The 22,516-nt window shown below is 59.8% G+C and carries 24 protein-coding genes; 5 read left to right on the top strand and 19 right to left on the bottom strand.

Features of this window, described 5'->3' with window-relative positions:
- The first annotated feature begins 92 nt into the window (after positions 1-92).
- Both fliK and QQF73_RS07135 read left to right on the top strand, forming a co-directional pair.
- The gene (gene fliK / locus QQF73_RS07140) at positions 93-1,448 is read left to right on the top strand and encodes a flagellar hook-length control protein FliK (RefSeq protein ID WP_219866170.1); all 1,356 of its coding nucleotides are present in this window, start codon (positions 93-95) and stop codon (positions 1,446-1,448) included.
- On the top strand, positions 1,445-1,753 hold the full coding sequence (locus QQF73_RS07135; protein WP_219866171.1) for an EscU/YscU/HrcU family type III secretion system export apparatus switch protein: 309 nt from the start codon (positions 1,445-1,447) through the stop codon (positions 1,751-1,753). Before fliK ends, QQF73_RS07135 begins: the two co-directional genes overlap by 4 nt.
- A 27-nt stretch (positions 1,754-1,780) precedes the next feature.
- Here QQF73_RS07135 and QQF73_RS07130 read toward each other — a convergent pair whose 3' ends face one another.
- From QQF73_RS07130 to flhA, 14 genes are all read right to left on the bottom strand, one after another.
- Positions 1,781-2,173, bottom strand: coding sequence for a DUF2802 domain-containing protein (locus QQF73_RS07130; protein ID WP_219866172.1), 393 nt, complete (start codon positions 2,171-2,173; stop codon positions 1,781-1,783).
- A gap of 69 nt (positions 2,174-2,242) precedes the next feature.
- Positions 2,243-2,731, bottom strand: coding sequence for a chemotaxis protein CheW (locus QQF73_RS07125; protein WP_219866173.1), 489 nt, complete (start codon positions 2,729-2,731; stop codon positions 2,243-2,245).
- 133 nt (positions 2,732-2,864) lie between these two features.
- Positions 2,865-3,656 (bottom strand): chemotaxis protein CheW, encoded by a 792-nt coding sequence (locus tag QQF73_RS07120; RefSeq protein WP_285367743.1) that lies wholly within the window; start codon positions 3,654-3,656, stop codon positions 2,865-2,867.
- Complete coding sequence (locus tag QQF73_RS07115) at positions 3,649-4,446, bottom strand: ParA family protein (protein WP_219866175.1); 798 nt, start codon at positions 4,444-4,446, stop codon at positions 3,649-3,651. The genes QQF73_RS07120 and QQF73_RS07115 overlap by 8 nt, the downstream gene beginning before the upstream one ends.
- Before the next feature lie 206 nt (positions 4,447-4,652).
- Complete coding sequence (gene motD / locus QQF73_RS07110) at positions 4,653-5,435, bottom strand: flagellar motor protein MotD (RefSeq protein WP_285367742.1); 783 nt, start codon at positions 5,433-5,435, stop codon at positions 4,653-4,655.
- Between the two features lie 18 nt (positions 5,436-5,453).
- The gene (locus tag QQF73_RS07105; protein WP_219866177.1) at positions 5,454-6,194 is read right to left on the bottom strand and encodes a flagellar motor protein; all 741 of its coding nucleotides are present in this window, start codon (positions 6,192-6,194) and stop codon (positions 5,454-5,456) included.
- Positions 6,194-7,348, bottom strand: a complete 1,155-nt coding sequence (locus QQF73_RS07100; protein ID WP_285367741.1) for a protein-glutamate methylesterase/protein-glutamine glutaminase — start codon at positions 7,346-7,348, stop codon at positions 6,194-6,196. The genes QQF73_RS07105 and QQF73_RS07100 overlap by 1 nt, the downstream gene beginning before the upstream one ends.
- 46 nt (positions 7,349-7,394) lie before the next feature.
- Positions 7,395-9,437 (bottom strand): chemotaxis protein CheA, encoded by a 2,043-nt coding sequence (locus QQF73_RS07095; protein WP_285367740.1) that lies wholly within the window; start codon positions 9,435-9,437, stop codon positions 7,395-7,397.
- Between the two features lie 17 nt (positions 9,438-9,454).
- Positions 9,455-10,240, bottom strand: coding sequence for a protein phosphatase CheZ (locus QQF73_RS07090; protein ID WP_219866180.1), 786 nt, complete (start codon positions 10,238-10,240; stop codon positions 9,455-9,457).
- Positions 10,241-10,260: 20 nt separating this feature from the next.
- A complete protein-coding gene (gene cheY / locus QQF73_RS07085) occupies positions 10,261-10,644 on the bottom strand; it encodes a chemotaxis response regulator CheY (protein WP_219866181.1) in 384 nt (127 codons plus the stop codon).
- Positions 10,645-10,806: 162 nt separating this feature from the next.
- The gene (locus QQF73_RS07080; RefSeq protein WP_219866182.1) at positions 10,807-11,550 is read right to left on the bottom strand and encodes an RNA polymerase sigma factor FliA; all 744 of its coding nucleotides are present in this window, start codon (positions 11,548-11,550) and stop codon (positions 10,807-10,809) included.
- Positions 11,551-11,580: 30 nt separating this feature from the next.
- The gene (locus tag QQF73_RS07075) at positions 11,581-12,393 is read right to left on the bottom strand and encodes a MinD/ParA family protein (protein ID WP_219866183.1); all 813 of its coding nucleotides are present in this window, start codon (positions 12,391-12,393) and stop codon (positions 11,581-11,583) included.
- A 106-nt stretch (positions 12,394-12,499) separates the two neighbouring features.
- The gene (flhF, locus tag QQF73_RS07070) at positions 12,500-13,792 is read right to left on the bottom strand and encodes a flagellar biosynthesis GTPase FlhF (protein ID WP_219866184.1); all 1,293 of its coding nucleotides are present in this window, start codon (positions 13,790-13,792) and stop codon (positions 12,500-12,502) included.
- Between the two features lie 61 nt (positions 13,793-13,853).
- Positions 13,854-16,034 (bottom strand): flagellar biosynthesis protein FlhA, encoded by a 2,181-nt coding sequence (gene flhA, locus QQF73_RS07065; RefSeq protein ID WP_219866185.1) that lies wholly within the window; start codon positions 16,032-16,034, stop codon positions 13,854-13,856.
- A gap of 226 nt (positions 16,035-16,260) precedes the next feature.
- Here flhA and upp point away from each other — a divergent pair, with 226 nt between their 5' ends.
- The 3 genes from upp to QQF73_RS07050 are packed head-to-tail and all read left to right on the top strand — an operon-like array spanning position 16,261 to position 18,993.
- A complete protein-coding gene (gene upp, locus QQF73_RS07060) occupies positions 16,261-16,899 on the top strand; it encodes a uracil phosphoribosyltransferase (RefSeq protein WP_219866186.1) in 639 nt (212 codons plus the stop codon).
- A 2-nt stretch (positions 16,900-16,901) separates the two neighbouring features.
- Positions 16,902-18,158 (top strand): uracil-xanthine permease family protein, encoded by a 1,257-nt coding sequence (locus QQF73_RS07055; RefSeq protein WP_219866187.1) that lies wholly within the window; start codon positions 16,902-16,904, stop codon positions 18,156-18,158.
- Complete coding sequence (locus QQF73_RS07050; protein WP_219866188.1) at positions 18,139-18,993, top strand: class I SAM-dependent methyltransferase; 855 nt, start codon at positions 18,139-18,141, stop codon at positions 18,991-18,993. Before QQF73_RS07055 ends, QQF73_RS07050 begins: the two co-directional genes overlap by 20 nt.
- Before the next feature lie 57 nt (positions 18,994-19,050).
- Here QQF73_RS07050 and flhB read toward each other — a convergent pair whose 3' ends face one another.
- From flhB to fliO, 5 genes are read right to left on the bottom strand one after another with little or no spacing between them, the layout of a single operon-like run.
- Positions 19,051-20,187 carry a flagellar biosynthesis protein FlhB gene (gene flhB, locus QQF73_RS07045; protein ID WP_219866189.1) on the bottom strand — a complete coding sequence of 379 codons (1,137 nt, stop codon included), beginning with the start codon at positions 20,185-20,187 and terminating at the stop codon, positions 19,051-19,053.
- Positions 20,188-20,212: 25 nt separating this feature from the next.
- A complete protein-coding gene (fliR, locus tag QQF73_RS07040; RefSeq protein ID WP_219866190.1) occupies positions 20,213-20,998 on the bottom strand; it encodes a flagellar biosynthetic protein FliR in 786 nt (261 codons plus the stop codon).
- Positions 20,999-21,001: 3 nt separating this feature from the next.
- The gene (gene fliQ / locus QQF73_RS07035; protein WP_219866191.1) at positions 21,002-21,271 is read right to left on the bottom strand and encodes a flagellar biosynthesis protein FliQ; all 270 of its coding nucleotides are present in this window, start codon (positions 21,269-21,271) and stop codon (positions 21,002-21,004) included.
- An 8-nt stretch (positions 21,272-21,279) separates the two neighbouring features.
- Entirely contained in the window at positions 21,280-22,065 is a 786-nt protein-coding gene (gene fliP, locus QQF73_RS07030) for a flagellar type III secretion system pore protein FliP (protein WP_219866192.1), read from the bottom strand.
- A 4-nt stretch (positions 22,066-22,069) separates the two neighbouring features.
- Positions 22,070-22,516 (bottom strand): flagellar biosynthetic protein FliO, encoded by a 447-nt coding sequence (fliO, locus tag QQF73_RS07025; protein WP_219866193.1) that lies wholly within the window; start codon positions 22,514-22,516, stop codon positions 22,070-22,072.

Here is a 22,516-nt window from a genome sequence, read left to right as displayed (position 1 = left end):
TGCAGACATTATTCACGGTAAGACTCGCCAGCGCGGCGTATTATAACGAAAGCGCTTGCGGATTACTCTTTTCCAACATCAAATCGATCGCGATGAAACTACCGACTGGCCAACAACCGCCCCAACCCGCCGGGCAAACCCCGATCTCACCGGCCCGCGCGGCAACGGTGAATGCGGCAGGCGCGGACAACCCGCAGCCCTCTGCGCGACAACAGCTTGATGCGCTGCAGCTGGCCAACCGGCAAGCCACACTGGCACGGGTCGCCGAAATCATCAATCGTCAGGGCCAGGCGACTTCCGAGGTGTTGCTGGACGTCCGCGGCAAATCACTGCTGGTCGAAGCCGCCATTGGCAACACCAGACTGGAAACCGGTGACTGGGTCAAGGTCATGCGGGCCGGCAATGAACTCCAGTTGATGGGAAAATTGGCACCGGCACAGGAAACCGGAATCGCCCGGGCCCTGGTTCAGCACATGCCCTGGCAGCAGAATCTGGAGGGCGGACTCACGAAATTGCTGGCCAGCCTGAGCCAGGGGTTGAAACCAGACCCGAGTCCCGGCCAGTTGCCCTCTGCCAGACCGTCCCAACCCTTGCCTGAGGCGGCCCGCCAGAGCATCCAGCAGGTGCTCGCCCGCCTGCCCGCAAGCGCCAGTCTCATGCCCGGCAGCGGACGTCAGGAGCAACCACTGCAACAGATCAAACAATGGATCGCCGAAAGCGGCCTGTTTGCCGAATCGAGGCTGGTTCAAACCCCATCGGCCACATTGCCGGATCTGAAACTGGCAGTCGGGCGAGTCATTACAGCCCTCCTGACCCAGCAGGGAAACGGTCCGGAGCACTTTAACCGGCTGACGCCACTGGCCAGCCCGGAACTCGTTCAGGCCCCCCTGAACTTTCCCCAGGCCAGCCCCCGGGCACCGGCTCAATCCGCCAACGGCGAAGCTACCACCGTCGGCCAGATGCTCCGACTACTGGCGGGCATGCTGAACCGGATTACCGTGAATCAGCTCCACAGCCAGGTTCTGACGGCGAGGACCGGCGGTGACGCACCGGCGCCCCTGTCTACCCTGCTGCTGGAGCTGCCATGGGTCACCCCCCAGAACGAACCGCGGGTTGCGCAGTTGCGCCTCGAACAGTATCCCGAGGACCGCGGAACCCAGGAGCAACAGCACAAGGCCTCCGTCAGCGAATGGCGACTCTCGCTGGCCATGGACCTGGATGAAGCCGGCCCCCTGCACTTTGACGTGGCACTGCGCCAGCAATCGGTCAGCGCCCGGGTCTGGGCCGAGAAGCAGAGCACTCTGCGACAGGTTAACGAGGAATTACCCTTGCTCAGGCAGAGCCTGACTGACCTGGGGCTGGACGTGACCGATCTGGAGTGTCGAAGAGGCACCCCGCAGGCTTCGGCCACACGCCTTGAACACAGACTGGTGGACACAAGAGCATGACCGACCGAACCAATGAACACGGCGCCAACGCTGCGGTCGCACTGAAGTACGATGGCGAACAGGCACCGATCATTGCCGCGACCGGTACCCATGAACTGGCGGAGGAAATTGTCCGGATAGCCCGGGAGCACAATGTTCCGCTTTATGAGAACGCCGAATTGGCCAGCATCCTGGCCCGACTCTCGCTCAATGAAGAAATTCCGGAGAGCCTGTACCGGGTGATCGCCGAGATACTGGCATTCGCCTTCCACATCCGGGGCCGGACACCCGACGATGCCCGACCCGCAAACCGGGAAAGCGACTGAGCGCGCTCCGAAGATTCTAAGGTGGGGTTACGCCGCCTGTCGCCGTTTCAAGGCGGATACCAGTTCGGCTTCGGGGCGGGAGATACCGCAGGTATTCATGAGGTCGTCGATATCGGCACCCAGGTCCACTAAGCGGGAGGCCTCGTCGTAGGAGATTCGCAGCGGGTCGTTCTGGCGCATCTCGTCCAGTGTGGTTCTCAGTTCGTGAAGCTGTCGTTCGCAGGCGACCAGCCGCTGGCCAACGCCGACGCTGCCGCTGGTGGTCGCGTGCAGTTCCCGGCCAAGGATATCGCAGCGGTCCTTGAGCGAGGATTTCAGCTGCCGGATCTGGCGTCCGTGAACAACGCCCTGAACCAGAACCAGTGACAAGGCCGCAACAGTCAGCCCCCAGGGAAGATAGGACGGAATTTCTGCAAACATGACGGACGTCTCCCGTGATTTATGACGAAAGGCGTCCATCCGAGGCACTGCCAGGCGAGGAGTTCCCGGTTACAGTGCGGCGATTTCAGCCCATTCGTTCTCTGACAACATTTTGTCGAATTCAACCAGGATGATCAGCTCACCATCCTTGTTGCACACGCCCTGGATAAACTTGGCACTTTCCTCATTACCCACGTTCGGTGCAGTCTCAATTTCGCTGGACTTCAGGTAGACCACTTCGGCCACGGAATCCACCAGAATACCCATGACCTGATTGTCCGATTCCATCACCACAATTCGGGTCGCATCGTTCACTTCCGCGTCCGCCAGTCCAAACCGGCGCCGGGTATCGATGACCGTGACGACGTTGCCCCGCAGATTGATGATCCCGAGGACATAATCGGGGGCACCCGGGACCGGGGCTATCTCCGTGTACCTCAGCACTTCCTGGATCTGCATGACATTCAGGCCGTAGGTCTCGTCATCCAGACGGAAGGTCACGTACTGCAGTACCTGATCGTCCTGGACCTGATTGTGTTGTCCGCTCGGGGATGCCATAGCACTGTGTCTCCTGTGTGGCTGCCCGACGGGCAACCTGATCGTCAAAAAATCATCATCAGTGCCCAATACTATATTTATGGGCACAAACCGTGCCAGCGCGGCACAGTTTCAATCGGTAACCGGTTTTTTCTCAACTCAGGTCGAGATGGTGTTCACGCTCGGCCCTGACGAGAAGGTCGGCCATGGTGCGCACATCGATCAGGGCGCACATATGGTCAATGACCGTTCCGGCCAGCCAGGGTCGCTTACTGCGAGAGGTACGCCAGCGCACCTCATCCGGCTTCAGCGTGAAGGACTGCGCCACGTCGTCGCAGGTCAGACCCCAGTCGCTGTTGTCCAGACGGATGACAAACCGGTAGTTGTCACGGGCATTGTCCGGCACCCGACCCGCCATGATCCATTCAGCCGTATCCACCACCCTCAGGTTCTGGTCGCGATCGGGTCGAATGCCCATGTACCAGCGGGGGCTTCCCGGAATCGGCCGGATGCCTTCCTCGATACGGTGGATGGCACCCAGCAGAATCAGGGGCACCGCCAACTGCAGGCCGGCCACAGTAAAGATCAGACACTCAAACGGCGCACCGGACCAGTCCGGCCGGGATGGCGGTTCAGATACGGCCGGCTGCAGATCGGCTTCCGGACTGGCAACAACCTCGGGTTCCGGCGGTTCTGGAGCAGGCGACTCGACAACGCTCGGTGCCAGGACCGGCTTTTCCATCACCTTCGGACTGGCTTTACGGGTTTCAGGTTGTGTCTGCGGAACGGTTTTCACCGGCGCTTTGGCCCCGGCCTCCCGCGGCGGAGCTTCAACGGCCGACTCCTCGCGCAGCGCAGTATCCGTCGCGGTATGCAGCAGGTCATCCAGGTAACTGGCAATGGCGTTGGCCGGATCAGACAGCCTCGTCAAATTTTCGTCAGGCATGCTGACGCTCCTTCACGGAACCCGTTCGGGCAAGCAAATCCTCCAACAGGTGGGCATAGGCTCGAACTCCGTGGGTTGCCGCGTCGAGCGCAGACGGAACAACGCCAGACTGGCTGGCATCCCGGAACTTGGTATCCACGGGCACGGCAAACCGCCAGAGGCTGTCAGCGTAGGTCTTGCGTAACAGGTTGAGGCTCTTTACTGACGCCTGGGTCCGGCGATCATAGAGGGTCGGCACTATGGTGTAGGGCAACTCGTTTTTCTGGGATCGCATGATCATTTTCAGGGTATGCAGCATCCGCTCAAGCCCCTTGATCGCCAGGAACTCGGTCTGGACCGGAATCACCAGATGCTGGGCCGCCGCCAAAGCGTTCACCATCAACACCCCGAGCGACGGCGTATTGTCCAGGAGCACGTAATCGAAATCGTCCCATAACTGCGCAAGGGCCCGCGAGACAATCAGGCCCATGCCCTCAACCCCCACCATCCGGCGCTCCAACGTCGCCAAAGCGGTACTGGCCGGAAGCAGCGACAACCCGCTACAGCTCGTCTCGGTGATAAGCTGGGCCGGAAGCCCCTCGGGCACCTTGCCCTGATGCTGGAACAGGTCGAAGACACTATGGGCAATGGTATCCGGATCGTATCCGAACCAGCTCGTGAGTGAGCCGTGGGGATCCAGATCCACCACAAGCACACGCTCGCCGCGTTCGGCCAGCAAACCACCCAACGCAACCACGGATGTGGTTTTACCCACACCGCCCTTCTGATTGGCTACAGCCCAGATTCGCACGCTTGTTTCTCCAGAGAAAACGTCATTGCAGCCCGACTCACACTCACTGCATTCCGGTTTATCGGCCGGTTCATCCGCAACTTGACCCTCGCAAGCCTGCAAAATGAGATCAAACGGCAAACGCTTGCCGGCCTTGAAGAATTGCCCCGGATCAATACAGGAACCGTGCCAAGGCAGCTATCCGCATGTGCCGCGTACCGCGCGGCTCAACGCATAGCACCACGGACACTTGCATCACGGGAAATGAGGAGAACAACCCTTCGATTTCGCCGTCGGCCTTCATCGGTATCATTGCGGGCGACCGGCTGGAACCGGCCGTAGCCAACCGCCGCCAGGCGTTCCGGTTCGATGCCCTCCATGGTCAACATTCTCACCACCGCGGCGGCCCGGGCGGCTGAGAGCTCCCAGTTGGAGGGGAATCGTGGGGTATTGATGGGCTGGTTGTCGGTAAAGCCTTCCACCTTGACCGCGTTATCACGATTGCGCAGAACCCGGGCCACCTTCTGCACGACGTCAAAGGCGTCGTAATGGGGTTCGGCATCTCCGCTTCCGAATAAAAGACTGTTCGGCAGACTGAGTTCCAGCCAGTGGTCGCTGGTTTCCATCGTCACCACACCCTGTTCGATCAGTTCGTCGAACTCCAGGGCCAGCTGGTCGGCCATGGTCTGCAGGGCTTCGGCTCGGGCCTGGGCGTCGCTCTCGGAATTGCGGGCAGCCTCGGTGACCGCAGGCGGAATCACGGCCTCGGAGGGCGTATCGAGAGAATGCTTCGGCTGCTCGCCCACCTCGATCGGCTCAACCGATCGTTGCGGCGCATTGAATACGCCAGTCAGGGTTTCGGATAGAACCTTGTACTTGCCCTCGTTAACGGAGGAAACGGAGTACATGACGACAAAAAAAGCGAACAGCAGGGTGATGAAATCCGCGTAGGAAATCAGCCAGCGCTCCTTGTTGTGGAGATCTTCTTGGGACTGCCTACGCCGCCGCATAAGTTGGCCTGATCATCGTTACTGCAGGAAGCCCCGCAGTCGCATTTCAATGGATTTCGGGTTTTCACCATCCGCGATCGCAATGATGCCGTCGATCATCATGTCCTGGTACCGGGTGCGGTCGCGGATGATGCCCCTCAACTTGTTCGCCACGGGAAAAAACAGCAGGTTTGCCAGGGCGACGCCGTATATGGTCGCAACGAAGGCAGTGGCAATCCCGCTGCCCAGCGACTGGGGATCTTCCAGATTGGTCATGACCTGGATCAGCCCCATCACCGCGCCGATGATGCCGATGGTGGGTGAGTACCCGCCCATGGCCTCGAAAACCCGCGCCGATTCCAGATCCCGTTGCTCCCGGGACTCCAGATCGACTTCCATGATGCTGCGGATGGTCTCGGTCTCGGCGCCGTCAACCAGCAACTGGAGGCCCTTCTGGGCAAACTGTTCGGGTTCGCGCTCGGCCAGCCCCTCAAGACCAAGCAGGCCTTGCTTGCGGGCTTTCACACTCCAGTCAATGACCTTGCCGATGCCATCCTCCATACTGATGAAGGGCGGCACGAATACCCAGCGGGCCTGTCCGAATGCCCGCTTCAGCACCGGCCAGGACGTCTGCAGAATCGTCGCGGCAAACGTACCGCCAACCACAATCAACGCTGCCGGACCGTTAAACAGGGAGCCCAGGGCTCCACCCTCCAGCAGGTTGCCACCAAGGATGGCGGCAAAAGCGAGTACAACTCCCAGCAGGCTCAGGATATCCATCAGGAAACGCCCTCAATCAGTCGCGGTCCGATTTCCTCGAGCGCCAGAACTTCGTCACTGAGACCGGCCCTGGCCACGGCCATCGGCATGCCATAGATGACCGAGGTTTTCTCGTCCTGGGACCAGATGTCAGACCCGGTCTGCTTCATCATCCGGCAGCCGTCCTTGCCATCCGAGCCCATGCCCGTGAGGATCACGCCAAGGGTTTTACCGGGAAAGCTGCGGGCCAGGGACCCGAAGGTGACGTCGACGCAGGGCTTGTAGTTGAGGCGTTCATCGCCGGGCAGGATTCGAACCCTGGCCTGACCGCCGCGATTTTCGATCATCATCTGTTTACCGCCCGGAGCCAGGAGGGCCAAGCCGGGCCTGAGCACGTCCCCGTCTTCCGCCTGGCGCACCTGGATCCTGCACAGTTTATCGAGGCGCTCGGCAAAAGCCGGCGTGAAACTGGCGGGCATGTGCTGGACCAGCACAATCGGCGCGGGAAACGACGACGGCAACGATGTCAGCACTCGCTGCAGGGCCACTGGCCCGCCGGTGGAGGTGCCGATACCAACCACACTGTAGTGCTTGGCGGAACCGCGTCGGGCCGGACGTCTGGGCCCCTCGGGGTTGGCAGCCGGCTGCGCGGGTCTGGGAACGTTAGCCGGGCGCGCAGTGGCGGCCGAGGATGGGCGCGGGCGCAAGGGTGCCGTCTCGTGCCCGCTCGGAACGGACGGCGCTTTGCCAGGAGCGGGTTTCGGCCGCGCTCCGGGCCGGCTTTGAGCCACATCCAGAATGCGATCAATGAGGATTTTTTGCAGCTGGCTGCTGTCCCTCGCGATTTCCTCGAAGTTCTTGGGCAGGAAGTCCACTGCCCCCGCCTCCAGGGCATCCAGAGTAACCCGGGCGCCCTCGTAGGTAAGGGAGGAGAACATCAGCACCGGCACGGGGTGATTCTTCATGATTTCCCGAACCGCCGAAATGCCATCCATTACCGGCATCTCGTAATCCATGGTGATGACATCCGGCCGCAGCTTCTCGGCCAGTTCCACACCCTCACGGCCGTTGGTGGCGGCTCCCACCACCCGGATCTGGCCCGAGCCAGTCAAAATTTCCGTCAGCCGTTTTCGAAAGAACCCTGAATCATCCACGACCAGGACAGAAACTGTCATCCATTTCTCCTAACGAAGTCCAATCTCTCGCCCCACCCTGACAGCGTCAGCTGTAATGTTGCAGCAGGCTGGGAACATCAATAATCAGGGCAATCCGCCCGTCGCCCGTAATGGTGGCCCCGGCCATGCCCGGGGTACCCTGGAGCGCCCGGCCCAGAGGCTTGATAACGACCTCTTCCTGTCCCACCAGTTGATCGACCACAAAACCCACCTGCTTGGTGCCCATGGCCACGATCACGACGTGGGCATTGTCCGGCTCGTCCTCACGGGCGGCGTTTTTCACCAGCCACCGCTTGATGTGGAACAGCGGGAACACCTTGTCCCGCACAACGATACATTCGCGCCCATCGACAATATTGGTCTTGGTCAGATCCAGGTGGAAAATCTCCACCACGTTGACGAGCGGCAGGGCAAACGACTGGTCTCCGAGCATGATCATCAGCGTTGGCATGATCGCCAGGGTGAGCGGAACCTTGATGATGATCCGGGAGCCCTTGCCCAACTCCGACACAATGTTGATCTGGCCATTGAGCTGGCCGATCTTGGTCTTGACCACGTCCATGCCGACGCCGCGACCGGACACGTCCGAGATCTGCTCCTTGGTGGAAAAGCCGGCGGAGAAGATCAGGTTGAAACACTCGCTTTCGGTCAGCCGGTCGGCCACATCCTGTTCGTAGATGCCCTTCTCAACGGCCTTACGGCGCAGCACTTCCGGGTCCATGCCCGCACCATCGTCATCGATGGACAGAAGAATGTGATCCCCTTCCTGCTCGGCTGACAGGGTAACGGTACCCTGCCGCGGCTTGCCTGCTTTCTCACGAACATCCGGCGCTTCGATACCATGATCGACAGAGTTCCTCACCAGGTGAACCAGGGGATCCGAAAGCGCCTCCACCAGATTCTTGTCCAGATCGGTCTCTTCCCCGTGCATCACGAGGTTCACTTCTTTCTTCAGGCTTCGGGCCAGGTCGCGGACCACGCGGGGGAACCGGCCAAATACTTTCTTGATAGGCTGCATCCGTGTCTGCATGACGGCGGCCTGCAGATCGGTAGTCACCACATCAAGGTTGGACACCGCTTTGTGCATGTGCTCGTCTTCACTCGCCGCACCCAGGCGTTGCAGGCGGTTTCGCACCAGCACCAGTTCGCCGACCATGTTCATGATGTCGTCAAGGCGCTTGGTATCGACCCGTACCGTGGTCTCGGCAGCCGGCGCCGTCTCCCGGGCCGGTGCAGCGGCCTTGGCCGCAGGCGCTTTCGGCGCTGCACCGGACGAAGGCCCAGATCCGGGCACCTTGCCCGAGTCAGTTGCCGTGGGCCCGCCGCCCTTACCGTGCAGTTCGTCCAGGAGCTTTTCGAACTCATCGTCGGTGATCAGATCATCGCCTTTGCCCGAAGACGCCTGCTCGTCCGGGCTGGCATCGGCGGCTGGCTCACCCGCCGCCGGAGCGCCGGCAAACTGACCTTTGCCATGCAGCTGGTCCAGCAGGGCCTCGAATTCGTCATCGGTGATGTCATCATCACCGGCCCCGCCCGCCGACGCCTTGGCAGACTCACCGGAACCGGCGGGCTGACCCTGGGCCGCGTCGCCGCCGTCGTGAAGCGCATCCAGCAACTGTTCAAATTCATCGTCGGTGATATCACCGCAGTCATCCGGACTGTCCTGACGAAGGTCCGCGGGTTGTTGTCCGGCGTCGCCCTCCGGTTGTGCAAAAGCATCCAGGGCGGCAATCAGCGCATCCGGAGCGGGTGTCAGCTCCTCATGATTCCTGACCTGCTCGAACATGGCGTTGACGTGATCGAGGGTCTCAAGCACCACGTCCATCAGGTCTGAATCTACCTTACGCTTGTGATTACGCAGGATATCGAACACATTCTCGGCAGAGTGGCAGCAATTCACCAGGGCATCGAGCTGGAGGAAGCCTGCGCCACCCTTTACCGTATGAAAGCCGCGGAAAATGGCATTCAACAGATCACTGTCGTCCGGGTGTCGCTCAAGATCGACCAGTTGCTCCGACAGCTTCTCGAGAATTTCACCGGCCTCCACGAGGAAGTCCTGCAAAATCTCGTCATCAGCATCAAACGCCATGCGTAGTCCTCATTAATTCAGAATCCGAGACTGGACAGCAGATCATCGACGTCGTCCTGTCCCGAAACTACATCTTCACGCTCATCAGCCTTGATCTGCGGTCCTACGCCCTGTTCCGCCGAAACCTGAGTCTCGTCAATCTGGTGCACGGTGCCGGTGATCTGGTCCACATGGCTCGCCATTACCACGAGGCTGAGCATCTGTTCCTCTACTTCCTTCACCAGGGTCGTGACCTTCTGGATCACCTGTCCCGTGAGGTCCTGAAAATCCTGGGCCAGCAAAATTTCCGAGAGGTTGTTGTATATGGTGTCGGCGTCCGTCGTCAGGCCGGCAAAAAAACGGTCGATGCGCCCGTAAAGCTCCCGAAACTCTGAGGGCTGCATTTCGCGCCGGCGCAAACGCTGCCACTCATCCCGGAGCGCCGAAGCCTCATCGCGAACGGTGTGGGCCACCGGCATGGTCTCTTCAACCAGATCCATGGTGCGGTTGGCCGCCTGGCTGGTCATTCGAACCACATACTCGAGCCGGTCCGAGGCGTCGGTCATCTTCGACAGCGCTTCCTGCTGTTCCGCGCTGCGTGGATCCACCTGGAAATTCCGGATGGCTTCGTGGAGACTGCGGGTCAACCGACCAACTTCACGGTAGAGACTTTGATCCCTGACCTCGCTGAGCTCATTGATCACGGTCATCGCCTGGGCAAAATCTCCGGCCTTCACGCTTTCGGCCAGCTCCGCACTCTGGCGCTGCAACTGCTCTGTCACCTCCGGATCGAGGCTCCGATGGTTCTTGTTGCTATTGCTCATGAGAGCCATGCGACCTCAGGTTACTGAATGCGTTCGAAGATTTTCTCAATCTTTTCCTTGAGGACCGCTGCCGTGAACGGCTTGACCACATAGCCATTCACGCCGGCCTGGGCGGCAGCCACGATCTGGTCCCGCTTGGCTTCCGCCGTTACCATCAGCACCGGTAACGTCTTCAGATTTTCATCGGCGCGCACGGCTTTAAGCAGATCGAACCCGGACATCCCCGGCATGTTCCAATCCGTTACCAGAAAATCGTACTTGCCACTCTTCAGCATCGGCAGCGCGGTGTTGCCGTCATCGGCTTCATCGGTATTGCTGAAGCCCAAATCTCGCAGCAGGTTCTTGATGATCCGTCGCATTGTGGAAAAGTCATCCACAATCAGGATTTTCATGTTCTTGTCCAATGGGACCTCCAGTTGGTAACACCCGGAATTCGTTTGACCTTCGAGTTCGAAATCTAGCAGGCCGCTGTTTGAAGCACTTATTGTCTGATCTTTGGTGTCCGTGTAAAGCGCCGGTTACCAAAAGCTACAGAGCTCTATGAACCGGACACAGGGAGCACTCATTCAGTCGTCTGCGTCGCGACGCCAGTCTGCAAGGCGCCCACGCAATCTGAGTGCGGCCTGGCTGTGAATCTGACTGACACGGCTCTCACTCACTCCCAGAACAGCACCGATTTCCTTGAGGTTCAGCTCTTCCTGGTAATACAGGCTCAACACCAGCTTTTCGCGTTCGGGCAAGTCTTCAATGGCTTCAGCCAGATTGCGCCGGAAGGCGTCGGATGCCAGACCGTCCAGCGGATTATCACTGGTCTCTGCCTCTTCTATCGGCAGCTCCCCGGATTCATTGAGCTCATCCAGACTAAAAAGTCGTCCGCTGTTCGCGTCGGAAAGTGAGGCATGGTATTCGGATAACTCCATGCCCAGTTCCTGCGCGACTTCGAGGTCCTGGGCTTCGCGACCGAGACGGTCTTCAACGGCCTTGATGGCCTGGGATATCCGGCGGGCATTTCGGTGGACGGAACGGGGCACCCAGTCGCCTTTGCGGATCTCATCCACCATGGCGCCCCTGATCCGAATACCAGCATAGGTTTCGAAGGTGGCGCCCTTGGTCGAGCTGTAGCGTTGTGCGGATTCGAGCAGTCCGATCATGCCGGCCTGCATCAGGTCTTCCAACTGCACCGAAGCAGGCAGCCTGGCCATGAGATGAAGGGCTATTTTCTTGACCAGCGGTGCATGCTCTTCAATGAGCCGCGAAGGGCTTTTCGCATCAGACTGCTGATAGATTCCCAGATGTTTCGCCAATGTCATGTATCCGGTGTTGTTTTGACTGGATCAGATTCAGACTTGGACGAGCCGCTCTACAAAGAACTCCAGATGGCCTCGTGGCGAGGACGGTAACGGCCAGTTGTCCACTTTATCGGCCAAGGCCTTGATCGCCAGGGACGCCTTGGCGCGGGGATAGGCGTCCAGCACCGCCCGCTGCCGCTGCACCGCTTTTTTGACGGCTTCGTCGTAGGGCACCATACCCACATATTGCAATGCGACATCAAGGAAGCGCTCGGTCACCCGGCTCAGTTTCTCAAACAGGTGGCGGCCTTCCTGCTCATTTCGCACCTGGTTCGCCAGGATACGAAAACGGTTTGTGCCGTACTCCCGATTCATCAGCTTGATCAGGGCGTAGGCATCGGTGATGGAGGTAGGTTCGTCGCAGACGACAAAAAGGAGCTCCTGCGATGCCCGGAGGAAACTGACAACGGATTCGGAAATACCCGCTGCGGTATCGACGATCAGTACGTCAATCTGGTCACCCAGCTCACTGAAGGCGTTGATCAGTCCAGCGTGTTCCATCGGGCTGAGGTGGGTCATGCGCTGGGTGCCCGATGAGGCCGGAACAATCTTGACTCCACCTGGCCCGCTGACCAGTATGTCCTTGAGTTCGCACTCGCCGGAAAGCACATCGGCAATATTCCGGCTGGCCGTTATTCCGAGCAGGACATCGATGTTGGCCAGGCCGAGATCGGCATCCAGAATCACCACCCGGCGACCTTTCTGCGCCAGGGCAATTCCAAGGTTAACCGACACGTTACTCTTGCCGACCCCACCCTTGCCGCCGGAAACCGCAATCACCTGTACCGGATGTGCTTTGCTCATGTTGATTCTTGTCTCTCGCCAGTTGTACTGAGGGCTCGTCTTGTCATTGAACGGCGCCAGCTCTGCGCGCCGGATACTCTGTCATCCGGTAAAGGTGCGTTCGCGCTCAGGCCCCTTCAGCAACCGACTGCTGTTGCTGCAGGCGTTTCAGCCGTTCCACCGCCAGCCGCACCAGGGGAATGGCTTCCGCGTGGTGCAGGTCCTCGGGAATTTTCTGCCCGTCCGTGTAATAGGCCACCGGCAATCCGGTTTCCATCACGAACCCAAGAGATTCCCCCAGTGTCAGGGCTTCGTCAATCTTTGTCATTACGCAGCCCGCAAGATTTGCCATCTTATAGCAATGCCACACGGATTTCATGATACGCGGCTGGCTGGTGGCAGACACCACCAGATGAGTACGAATGTTGTGGTGGCTGCGCGCCAGCTCGGCCAACTGCTCCTGGTAGCCTTTGTCCGAGCTGGTCAGGCCGGCGGTATCGATCAACACCAGATGCCGACCGGACAGCTCGTCCAGAATATCGTCCAACGAATGGCTTTCATCCACCACCCGCACCGGAACGTTCAGGATCCGACCAAACACGAACAGCTGCTCGTGAGCGGCCACCCGGTAGCGGTCAGTCGTCACCAGGGCCAGGGAGTCCGCTCCGTGTCGCAACACATAACGCGCCGCCAGCTTGCCGATGGTGGTGGTCTTACCGGAACCTGTCGGACCAACCAACGCGTAGACCCCTCCCTCGTCCGGCCATTCCTGGCGCGAGGTGCGGACGCCGGTTGCCAGCATTTTCAGGGATTGCTTCCAGCCATCTTCAAGCCGGCCGCCCTTGTGACGGCGGGACAGCGAACCCGCCAGGTCACTGCTCAGACCAAACTCCTGCAGTCGCTCGGCCAGCCGCTGCTGGAGCGCATTGCTGACTGGCTTTGCCGGCTCGGCGGAACGGCCGCTCATCATATCCTTGAGTGAGCTGATTTCAGCCCGCATCTGGGCCAGCTCATCGGAATACCCCCGAGCATTCGGCGCAGACGCTGCCACCGACTCGTCAAAGCCGGACGAGGCTGCCTCGTTCAGATCCGCAAACGTGGCGCCGGAATAGGTTGCACCCGCTTTTGCCCGCTTTTCCCGCACTTCACGGATTCGATCACGGGAACGGTTCAGCTCGTCCTCGAGCCGGCGATGCTGGTCGGCCTGCATTTCCGCCAGCCGCGACCCGTTGATGGCAGACTCGGCCTTGTCACCCAGTCGCTGGCGCGCCATGTTCTCGTCGTAGTCCAGTGCCGTCACGATTTCGACGCCACCGTCAACACGACGATTGGAAAGAATCACGGCATCCGGCCCCATCTGCTCACTGACCTGCTTCAGCGCCTCTGCCATGCTCTGAGCGAAAAACCGTTTTACTTTCATACTGACTCATCCTCCACCGGCAACCCCTTTGCGGGCGCTGGCCGCGTTGTGGTCCGTGTCATTACTGACCGACGGACGCCACGATAGTGATCTGTTTGTTATCCGGTATTTCCTGGTAGGAGAGCACGTGCAGGCGCTCTACCCCGTAGCTCGCAAACCTCGCCAGTACCGGTCGCAACGGTCCGGAAACCAGCAGAATTGCCGGCTTGCCCAGCATTTCCTGGCGCTGAACACTGTCCTGCAGGGAACGCTGCAGCTTCTCCACCATGTTCGGCTCCAGAACCAGACCGATGTCGTCCTGACCGCCGGATTGTTGACTCTGTTGAACAGACTTTAGCAATAACTGTTCCAGATCCGGATCGAGGGTGATGACCGGAATCTCCGATTCGTTGCCACAGATACTCTGAACGATCATCCGTCGCAGGGACTGGCGCGCCACCGTAGTCAGCAGTTTCGGATCCTGACTCTTGGGATGAACGTTGACGATGGCCTCGGCAATCGAGCGCATATCCCGAATGGGGACCTCTTCCTTCAACAGGTTCTGCAGCACCTTGAGCAACAGGCTGATGGACACCGTCGTCGGCACCAGCTCCTCGGCCAGCTTCGGCGACACTTTCTCCAACTGATCCAGCCACTTCTGCACTTCCTCGTGCCCCAGCAGCTCATGGGCATGCTTCTGCAACACCTGGTTCAGATGGGTCGCAACCACGGTACTGGCATCAACCACGGTGTAGCCCAGAGTCTGGGCCTGGTCCTTTTTGTCAGGCTCGATCCAGATGGCATCCAGCCCGAAAGCCGGATCCTTGCCCTGGATTCCCTCGACCTTCCCGAACACCTGGCCGGGATCGATGGCCAGTTCCCGCTCCGGATGGATCTCAGCCTCAGCGATGGTCACGCCCATCAGCGTGATGCGGTAAACGTTGGGCATCAGGTCCAGGTTGTCGCGAATGTGTACCGACGGCATCAGAAAGCCCAGATCCTGCGACAGCTTTTTACGCACGCCCTTGATCCGGCTCAGCAGCTGACCACCCTGGGATTTGTCCACGAGGGGAATCAGCCGGTACCCCACTTCCAGTCCGACAATATCGACCGTAGCGACGTCGTCCCAGCCCAACTCTTTGCTCTCCCCGGGCGCGGGTAATTGACGGCCGGCATCACCACCACTGTCTCCGCCGGGCGGCAGATCCTGCCCCGTCGAGCGCGGCACGCCCACGGCGCCGCCACGACCCGGGAAGACCCCGTCTTCCTCAACGGTCTGGCGATCCTGCTTCCAGATATACCAGGCCGCGGCCGCTGCGAGGCTGCCGAGCCCGAGGAAAGCAACGTGCGGCATCCCCGGGATCAGACCCAGAATCAGGAGGATGGCGGCCGCGATGGCCAAGGCCTTGGGCGCACTGAACATCTGGCTCAGGATCTGGCCGCCCATGTCCTGGCTGGAGGTCACCCGGGTAACCATGATGGCGGCGGATGTGGACAGCAGCAGTGAGGGTATCTGGGCCACCAGCCCGTCACCGATGGTCAGCAGTGCATAACGCTGCATGGCCAGCCCGAAGGTCAAATCGTGCTGCAACATGCCAATGGCCACGCCACCGATGATGTTGATTGCAAGAATCAGAAGGCCGGCAACCGCATCGCCTTTGACGAACTTCGAGGCGCCATCCATCGAGCCGTAAAAGTCGGCTTCCTGGGCAATCTCCGACCGGCGATGCTTGGCTTCGTCCTGGTTGATCAAACCGGCGTTCAGGTCGGCGTCGATGGCCATCTGCTTGCCCGGCATGGCGTCGAGGGTAAAGCGGGCGCTGACTTCGGAGACCCGGCCGGCGCCCTTGGTAACCACCAGGAAGTTGATGATCATCAGGATGGCGAAGACCACAAGCCCCACGGCGTAGTTGCCACCAATCAGCACGGCACCAAAAGACTCGATCACCTTACCTGCAGCGTCTCCACCCTCATGACCTTCCAGCAGTACGATGCGGGTGGAAGCCACGTTAAGGGCCAGTCGCAGAAGCGTCGCCACTAGCAGCACCGTGGGGAAGGAGGCAAATTCCATAGGGCGCATGGCGTAAACACACACCAGCAGGATGACGATGGACAGGGTAATGTTGAAAGTGAAGAAAACGTCCAGCAGGAACGCGGGCATCGGCAGGATCATCATGCCCAGAAGCCCCATCAGCATAATGGGAATGCCCAGATTTCCCCGCGTCAGGGATTTGACGTTGTTAAGGACTAATGCTCTGTCCATGCAGGACTCTTCTCCGCTTGGCTTTACCTGAAGAGGGTTTCAGGGTCGAAAGTCTGACGCCCTGGCGCCTTCTGGAGGTGGCATCGCAAGATCCGTACCACTCCTTACCCGAATTCCCCGGGCTTTCTCCCGGTGTCGCCTGACGTTCCTCCTCAGATACGGTATCCTTGCGCCATTTGAACGCGCTGAAAAACCACGACAGACCAACCAGACACACAGGTGACCCATGCCAATCCACGAGGTTAAACACCCACTGATCCGACACAAACTCGGCCTTATGCGCCGGGCGGACATCAGCACCAAGAATTTTCGTGAACTGGCACAGGAGGTTGGCGCCCTGCTGACTTACGAAGCCACCAAGGATTTTAATCTTCAGGAAAAGACGATTGAAGGCTGGGCGGGCCCGGTCAACGTTGAGCAGATCCACGGCAAGAAAATCACCATCGTTCCCATCCTGCGAGCCGGGCTGGGCATGTTGGACGGCGTCCTGAGCCTGATCCCGGTCGCCCGGGTGAGTGTGGTCGGCCAGATCCGCAACGAAGAAACCCTGGAGGCCAGCACCTACCTGGAAAAGCTGGTCGGCGAACTGGATCAGCGAATGGCGCTGATCGTGGACCCGATGCTGGCGACCGGCGGCTCGATGATTTCCACCATCGACCTGCTCAAGAAAGCGGGCAGCACCGAAATTCGGGCCCTCGTGCTGGTTGCGGCTCCCGAAGGCGTCAAGAAAGTGTTGGAAAAGCACCCGGACGTTTCGATCTATACCGCCTCGGTTGACGACCGTCTGAACGAGAAAGGGTATATCCTGCCGGGCCTCGGCGATGCCGGTGACAAGATCTTTGGTACCAAGCAGAAGGACGTATAAGCATGCAGGATCATACCAACGACCCGATCTGGAAACAGGCCATCGCCGGTTCGCAAATGCTGCTGGTCGCCTTTGGCGCCCTGGTCCTCATGCCCCTGATCACCGGGCTGGACCCCAATGTCGCCCTGTTCACCGCAGGCCTCGGCACCATCATTTTTCACATCGTCACCGGGGGCCAGATCCCGATTTTCCTGGCCTCATCCTTCGCCTTCATCGCCCCGGTCATCGCCTCCAAGGGCAAATTCGGCATGGAGGAAACTATGGGCGGCCTGATGGCGGCCGGTATTCTCTACATCCTGCTCAGCGGCCTGGTTCGCCTTCGCGGCACGGGTTTTGTCCGCGCCCTGCTGCCGCCCGTGGTGATTGGCCCGGTAATCATGACGATCGGCCTGGGCCTGGCCCCGGTCGCCGTGCACATGGCCTCGGGCCGCACCGGTGACGGAGCGACCCAGCTCATTCCCTACGACACGGCCATCTGGATTGCCATGATCTCACTGGCGGTGACCATCGTCATGTCGGTTTGGTCGCACGGCATTTTTCGCCTGATTCCGATTATGTTCGGGGTCATCACCGGGTACGTGCTGTCGGCCTTTGCCGGTATCGTCGACACCACCCCCGTTCAGGAAGCGGCGTGGTTCGCCATGCCGAAATTCGTCGCACCCGAGTTCAGCTGGGGCGCCGTCCTGTTCATGATTCCGGTCGCCATCGCTCCGGCCATCGAGCACATTGGCGACGTCCTGGCCATCGGTAACGTCACCCGCAAGAACTACCTCGAAAAACCGGGCCTGCATCGCACCCTCTTGGGCGACGGCCTGGCAACCAGCTCGGCGGCTCTGCTCGGTGGCCCACCCAATACCACTTATTCGGAAGTCACCGGTGCGGTCATGCTAACCAAGAACTTCAATCCCCGGGTCATGTGGTGGGCTGCCGTCATCGCCATTGTGCTGGCGTTCGTCGGCAAGTTTGGCGCGGCGCTGCAGACCATTCCGGTTCCGGTCATGGGTGGCATCCTGTGCCTGCTGTTCGGCTCTATTGCCGTGGTCGGCCTCAACACCCTGATTCGTCATCAGGTCGACCTTTCCCAGTCGCGCAACCTGGTGATTGTGGGCGTCACCCTGGTCTTCGGTATCGGTGGCATGGTTCTGGGACACCTCGAAGGCATCGCCCTGTGTGCGGTGGCCGCCATTATCCTGAACCTGATCCTGCCAGGCAGTCGCGAGGCATGGGGCAAGGCAATTTATGAGCACCAAACCGACTGACAGCTCGGGGATCAGCTTCACCGCCCTCTATACCGGTGCCGTCTGGCACCGGTATGGCCTTTCTGACGACGCCCTCGCCACCCAACAGGGCCGCTGGCTCTATCACCTGATGACGCCGTTCGAAGCGGCCAGCAAGGCCGCCATCGGCGGCAACATCCGGACCTTCCTGCTCCAGCGCCATCTGATCATTGATCATCTGATCGACGAGGCCATAAATCACCAGGGTATCGACCAGGTCCTGGAAATCGCCTGCGGCATGTCTCCCAGGGGCATCCGGCTGCGACAGCGGCACCCGCGGCTTCACATGGTCGAAGCGGACCTGCCGGACATGGCCGGGCGTAAAGCGCTGCGCCTGCTCGCCACAGGCCGACTGGGGGACCACCACCAGGTTACCCCGATCGACATTCTGGCCGAGCGTGGCGAGTACTGCCTTGAACAGGTCATCGATCGCGTCTTCGACAACACCAGACCCGTGATTATTGTCACCGAAGGGCTGACCAGCTATTTCTCCCTGGCAGTTATCAGCGACTTCTGGCGGCGCCTGGCCGCGGCGATGGCAAAGCGCCCCGGTTCGCTCTATCTTTCCGAGAGTTACTACCGCCCGAAACAGCCTCTTCTGGACGGCACCCTGCGAGCACTCGGGTCCGTTCTCGGCGCCGCCACACGGAGCCAAGTGTCATTCCATTTCCGGAATGACGACGAAGCACGACAGCACTTCCTTGCCTGCGGATTCCGCTCCACGAGGGTTCATGATCCGCGGGCGTGGTACGGGACACTACCGATTCCGGAAAGCCGCGGGGAGCCGATGGTTCGGGTTATCGAAGCTCGCTCCTGAACTCGCTGACTGGCACGGCCCTCGCCCGAAACTCACAGGCCAGGGAACGAAACCAATCTAGATATCGCGCTTCAAGTCAGAAGGAATCGGAAGGTCAGGCATGCCGGGCTTTGGACCACGCCCCTTGCGGAACTGGCGGAGCTGGAACACGTAGGCCAGCACCTGCGCGATGGCCATGTAGAGGCCGTCGGGGATCTCTTCACCAATATCGGTGTTGTGGTAGACCGCCCGGGCCAACGGTGGCGTGCGGAGGACTTCCACTTTGTGCTCCCGGGCGATTTCCATGATCTTGAAAGCAACTTCGTCCGCACCCTTGGCCACCACGACCGGCGCTGCCATGGCGCCCTGATCGTATTTCAACGCCACGGCATAGTGGGTCGGGTTGGTGATGACCACGTCCGCGGTAGGCACATCCTGCATCATGCGACGCTGGGCCATTTCGCGCTGCAGCTGGCGAATCCTGCCTTTGACTTCCGGCTTACCCTCGGTGTCCTTGAACTCGTCCTTGACCTCCTGCTTAGTCATTCGAAGCTTCTTCTGATGGTCGTAGATCTGGAAAGGCACATCGACCAGGGCAACGATGATGGTTGCGCAGGAAAGCAGGAAAAAGCTCCAGCCCAGCGTCCACAACACGTGTTCCATGGCTGGAACGGCAGGCTCTTCTGCAATGCTCAGAAGATCTTCGGTTCTCAGATCGAGGATCAGGACCGCAAGGGCCATCACCAGACTGACCTTGGCAATGGCCTTGACCAGCTCCACCAGCGAGCGCGCGGAGAACATCCGGCCGAGGCCCTTGATGGGGTCCATTCGGTTCAGCTTCGGCGTGATGGCTTTGCCACTGAACAGCAGGCCGCCAATGCCGATGGAGCCAAAGATAGCGGCTATCAACAACACGACCAGAATGGGAGACAGTGCCCATGCCGCTTCCTTGGCGGAAGCGATGAGCTGGATACTCATGTGGCGGGTGTCAAAGATCGCGGAGCGTTCGAGCACGAAACTGTCGCGCATGATCCCTTCGAGCGCAGCACCGAGACTGGTGCCAAACATCAGCAGACCGCCGGCGCCCGCCATCAGCACCGCCATGGTCGCCAGTTCCCGGGAGCGGGCCGTCTGACCTTCCTCTTTGGCTTTCTCAAGCCTTCGGGGCGTGGCCTCTTCCGTTTTTTCCTGGCTGTTGTCGTTCTCTTCGGCCATGGCTCAGCGTCTTTGGTGTTAGTGCCTAGGGCTGGCCCTGCAGCTGTCTCATGAAATCGAACGTCTCCCGCGTGTACTGATCAAAGTGCGGCAGAAAGTTGGCGTGCAGGACCCATATGGCAAACAATCCAAAAATCAGGCCAATCGGGAAACCCAGTGCGAAGATATTCATTTGAGGCGCAGCGCGGGTCGTCACACCAAAGGAGATAGTAACAATCAGCACGGCCGTCACCGCCGGCAACGCCAGCAGCATGGCAGAGGCAAACATCCAGCTGATGCGGTGCGCCAGGTCCCAGATACCGCCCTGCCCCAAACCCTCCAGGCCAATGGGCAGGGTACGGAAGCTTTCGATAAAGACCTCAAACGCGGCAAGATGGCCGTTCATGGCCAGGAACAGCAGGGTAATCGTGATGGTGTAGATCTGGGACAGCACCGGCACGTTGACGCCATTGGCCGGATCTACCATGGACGCAAAGCCGAGACCCATCTGCATAGCGATCATCTGACCGGCGACGACGAAAAGTTGCCACAAGGCGGTGAGGGCAAAACCGAGCCCCACGCCGATCAGGATCTGCTGCAGGGTAATGACGACCGCATCGGCACTCAACGCTTCCACCTGCGGCACCGGCGGGATCATCGGAACGATCAGAATGGTCATCAGCAGCGCCAGCCCGAGGCGAACACGGGCGGGGACCAGCTGGGTCCCGAAGACGGGGATCACCATCAGGAAACTGGCAATCCGGAACAGGGGCCACAGGTGCTGGCCTACCCACTGCCCCAGCAGATCTGCACTGAACTCCGCTGGTATCATCCGTCAGCCGATCAGGTAGGGAATACTGGAAATCAGCCGGTTGGCGTGATCCAGCAGTTTGGTCAGCATCCACGGCCCCATGACGATGATGACAATCAGGGTCACCAGCAAGCGCGGCAGAAAACTGAGGGTCTGTTCGTTGATCTGGGTTGCGGCCTGAAAGGTGCTGACCACCAGGCCGATAACCAGCCCCGGCCCGATGATCACCGACGACAGCAGCACGATCATCCAGAGTGCCTCGCGCAGAATATCGATGACGGTTTCCGGAGTCATAACGCCCCCTATATTCCGTAACTGGCCGCCAGTGTCCCCATAATCAGGGCCCAACCGTCCACAAGGACAAACAGCATGATCTTGAACGGCAACGAGATGATAATCGGAGACAGCATCATCATACCCATCGCCATGAGGACGCTCGCCACCACCATGTCGATGATCAGGAACGGGATAAACAGGATAAACCCGATCTGGAAGGCGGTCTTTAACTCACTCGTGACGAACGCTGGCATCAATACCCAAAAAGACACGTCATCCGGCGTCTGGTATTGCTCATCCGCCATCCGCATGAACAGGCCCAGGTCGCTTTCCCGGGTCTGTTCCAGCATGAACTTCTTGAACGGCTGGCTGGCCAGTTCGACGGCTTCAAGGGACGTTACTTCCTCCTGAAGGTACGGCTGCAGGCCCACCCGATTGGCCTCCTCAAGGACCGGCTTCATGATGAAAATGCTGAGGAACAGCGCCAGTCCCAGAAGGATCTGGTTTGACGGCGTGGCCTGCAATCCAAGTGCCTGCCGGAGAATGGCAAACACCACGATGATACGGGTGAATGACGTCATCATCATCAGCATCGCCGGCAGGAACGTCAGCGCCGTCATCAGCGCCAGGATCTGCAGGGTTACCGAGTATTCCTGAACACCCTCCCCTTCACCGGGCTCAACGGTGAACGCAGGAATACCGGGAATGCCGCTGGCGCCGCCAGCGTCCTGCGCCAGGGACAAAGGCGCCCAGAGCATGCCGAGCAACAGGAGCAGAATCGGAAAGAACCGGGTGGAAATGAGGGCAATCATGGGCTCAGTCGTTCCTTGTGGGCGAAGTCCAGGATTTGCCAATCATGCTCTGAAGCCGTCTGGCAAAGTCACCAGAAGGCGGATTACTGGCATCGACTACCGGCTCATCGAACACATGCAGCGTCCGTATCGCCGAGGGCGTGATTCCCAGCAGTATCTGTTGGCCGCCAACTTCGATCAACGCAAGACGCTCCCGGGCACCCAGCGCCATTACCGAGACCACCTTGATGGCGTTATTGTTCATCCCGGTCATGCCGTTCATCCGGCGAATGATCCAGGCACAGCCATAGATAATCGCGATCACGGCCAGCAGTCCGACACCGAGGCTAACCAGCGTGCCCATGGTATCCGGGGCCCGAACCGGTGCTGATTGCTCGGCCTTGACGGTCTCTTCCGCGAACACCGGGCTGGCAAGAAAAAGCACCGACAGCCCAACCAGCTTTGACCACAT

The organism is Marinobacter albus, from assembly GCF_030238305.1.
Taxonomy (GTDB): Bacteria; Pseudomonadota; Gammaproteobacteria; order Pseudomonadales; family Oleiphilaceae; genus Marinobacter; species Marinobacter albus.
The sequence above is the reverse complement of the archived record's forward strand: the minus strand, read 5'-3'. Positions and strand labels throughout refer to the sequence as shown.

Excerpts from the sequence above, each read along its gene's own strand:
- fliK (WP_219866170.1), top strand. The coding sequence starts at position 93 with ATGAAACTACCGACTGGCCAACAACCGCCCCAACCCGCCGGGCAAACC.
- QQF73_RS07135 (WP_219866171.1), top strand. The coding sequence starts at position 1,445 with ATGACCGACCGAACCAATGAACACGGCGCCAACGCTGCGGTCGCACTG.
- QQF73_RS07130 (WP_219866172.1), bottom strand. The coding sequence starts at position 2,173 with ATGTTTGCAGAAATTCCGTCCTATCTTCCCTGGGGGCTGACTGTTGCG.
- QQF73_RS07125 (WP_219866173.1), bottom strand. The coding sequence starts at position 2,731 with ATGGCATCCCCGAGCGGACAACACAATCAGGTCCAGGACGATCAGGTA.
- QQF73_RS07120 (WP_285367743.1), bottom strand. The coding sequence starts at position 3,656 with ATGCCTGACGAAAATTTGACGAGGCTGTCTGATCCGGCCAACGCCATT.
- motD (WP_285367742.1), bottom strand. The coding sequence starts at position 5,435 with ATGCGGCGGCGTAGGCAGTCCCAAGAAGATCTCCACAACAAGGAGCGC.
- QQF73_RS07105 (WP_219866177.1), bottom strand. The coding sequence starts at position 6,194 with ATGGATATCCTGAGCCTGCTGGGAGTTGTACTCGCTTTTGCCGCCATC.
- QQF73_RS07100 (WP_285367741.1), bottom strand. The coding sequence starts at position 7,348 with ATGACAGTTTCTGTCCTGGTCGTGGATGATTCAGGGTTCTTTCGAAAA.
- QQF73_RS07095 (WP_285367740.1), bottom strand. The coding sequence starts at position 9,437 with ATGGCGTTTGATGCTGATGACGAGATTTTGCAGGACTTCCTCGTGGAG.
- QQF73_RS07090 (WP_219866180.1), bottom strand. The coding sequence starts at position 10,240 with ATGAGCAATAGCAACAAGAACCATCGGAGCCTCGATCCGGAGGTGACA.
- QQF73_RS07080 (WP_219866182.1), bottom strand. The coding sequence starts at position 11,550 with ATGACATTGGCGAAACATCTGGGAATCTATCAGCAGTCTGATGCGAAA.
- QQF73_RS07075 (WP_219866183.1), bottom strand. The coding sequence starts at position 12,393 with ATGAGCAAAGCACATCCGGTACAGGTGATTGCGGTTTCCGGCGGCAAG.
- flhF (WP_219866184.1), bottom strand. The coding sequence starts at position 13,792 with ATGAAAGTAAAACGGTTTTTCGCTCAGAGCATGGCAGAGGCGCTGAAG.
- flhA (WP_219866185.1), bottom strand. The coding sequence starts at position 16,034 with ATGGACAGAGCATTAGTCCTTAACAACGTCAAATCCCTGACGCGGGGA.
- upp (WP_219866186.1), top strand. The coding sequence starts at position 16,261 with ATGCCAATCCACGAGGTTAAACACCCACTGATCCGACACAAACTCGGC.
- QQF73_RS07055 (WP_219866187.1), top strand. The coding sequence starts at position 16,902 with ATGCAGGATCATACCAACGACCCGATCTGGAAACAGGCCATCGCCGGT.
- QQF73_RS07050 (WP_219866188.1), top strand. The coding sequence starts at position 18,139 with ATGAGCACCAAACCGACTGACAGCTCGGGGATCAGCTTCACCGCCCTC.
- flhB (WP_219866189.1), bottom strand. The coding sequence starts at position 20,187 with ATGGCCGAAGAGAACGACAACAGCCAGGAAAAAACGGAAGAGGCCACG.
- fliR (WP_219866190.1), bottom strand. The coding sequence starts at position 20,998 with ATGATACCAGCGGAGTTCAGTGCAGATCTGCTGGGGCAGTGGGTAGGC.
- fliQ (WP_219866191.1), bottom strand. The coding sequence starts at position 21,271 with ATGACTCCGGAAACCGTCATCGATATTCTGCGCGAGGCACTCTGGATG.
- fliP (WP_219866192.1), bottom strand. The coding sequence starts at position 22,065 with ATGATTGCCCTCATTTCCACCCGGTTCTTTCCGATTCTGCTCCTGTTG.
- fliO (WP_219866193.1), bottom strand. The coding sequence starts at position 22,516 with ATGTGGTCAAAGCTGGTTGGGCTGTCGGTGCTTTTTCTTGCCAGCCCG.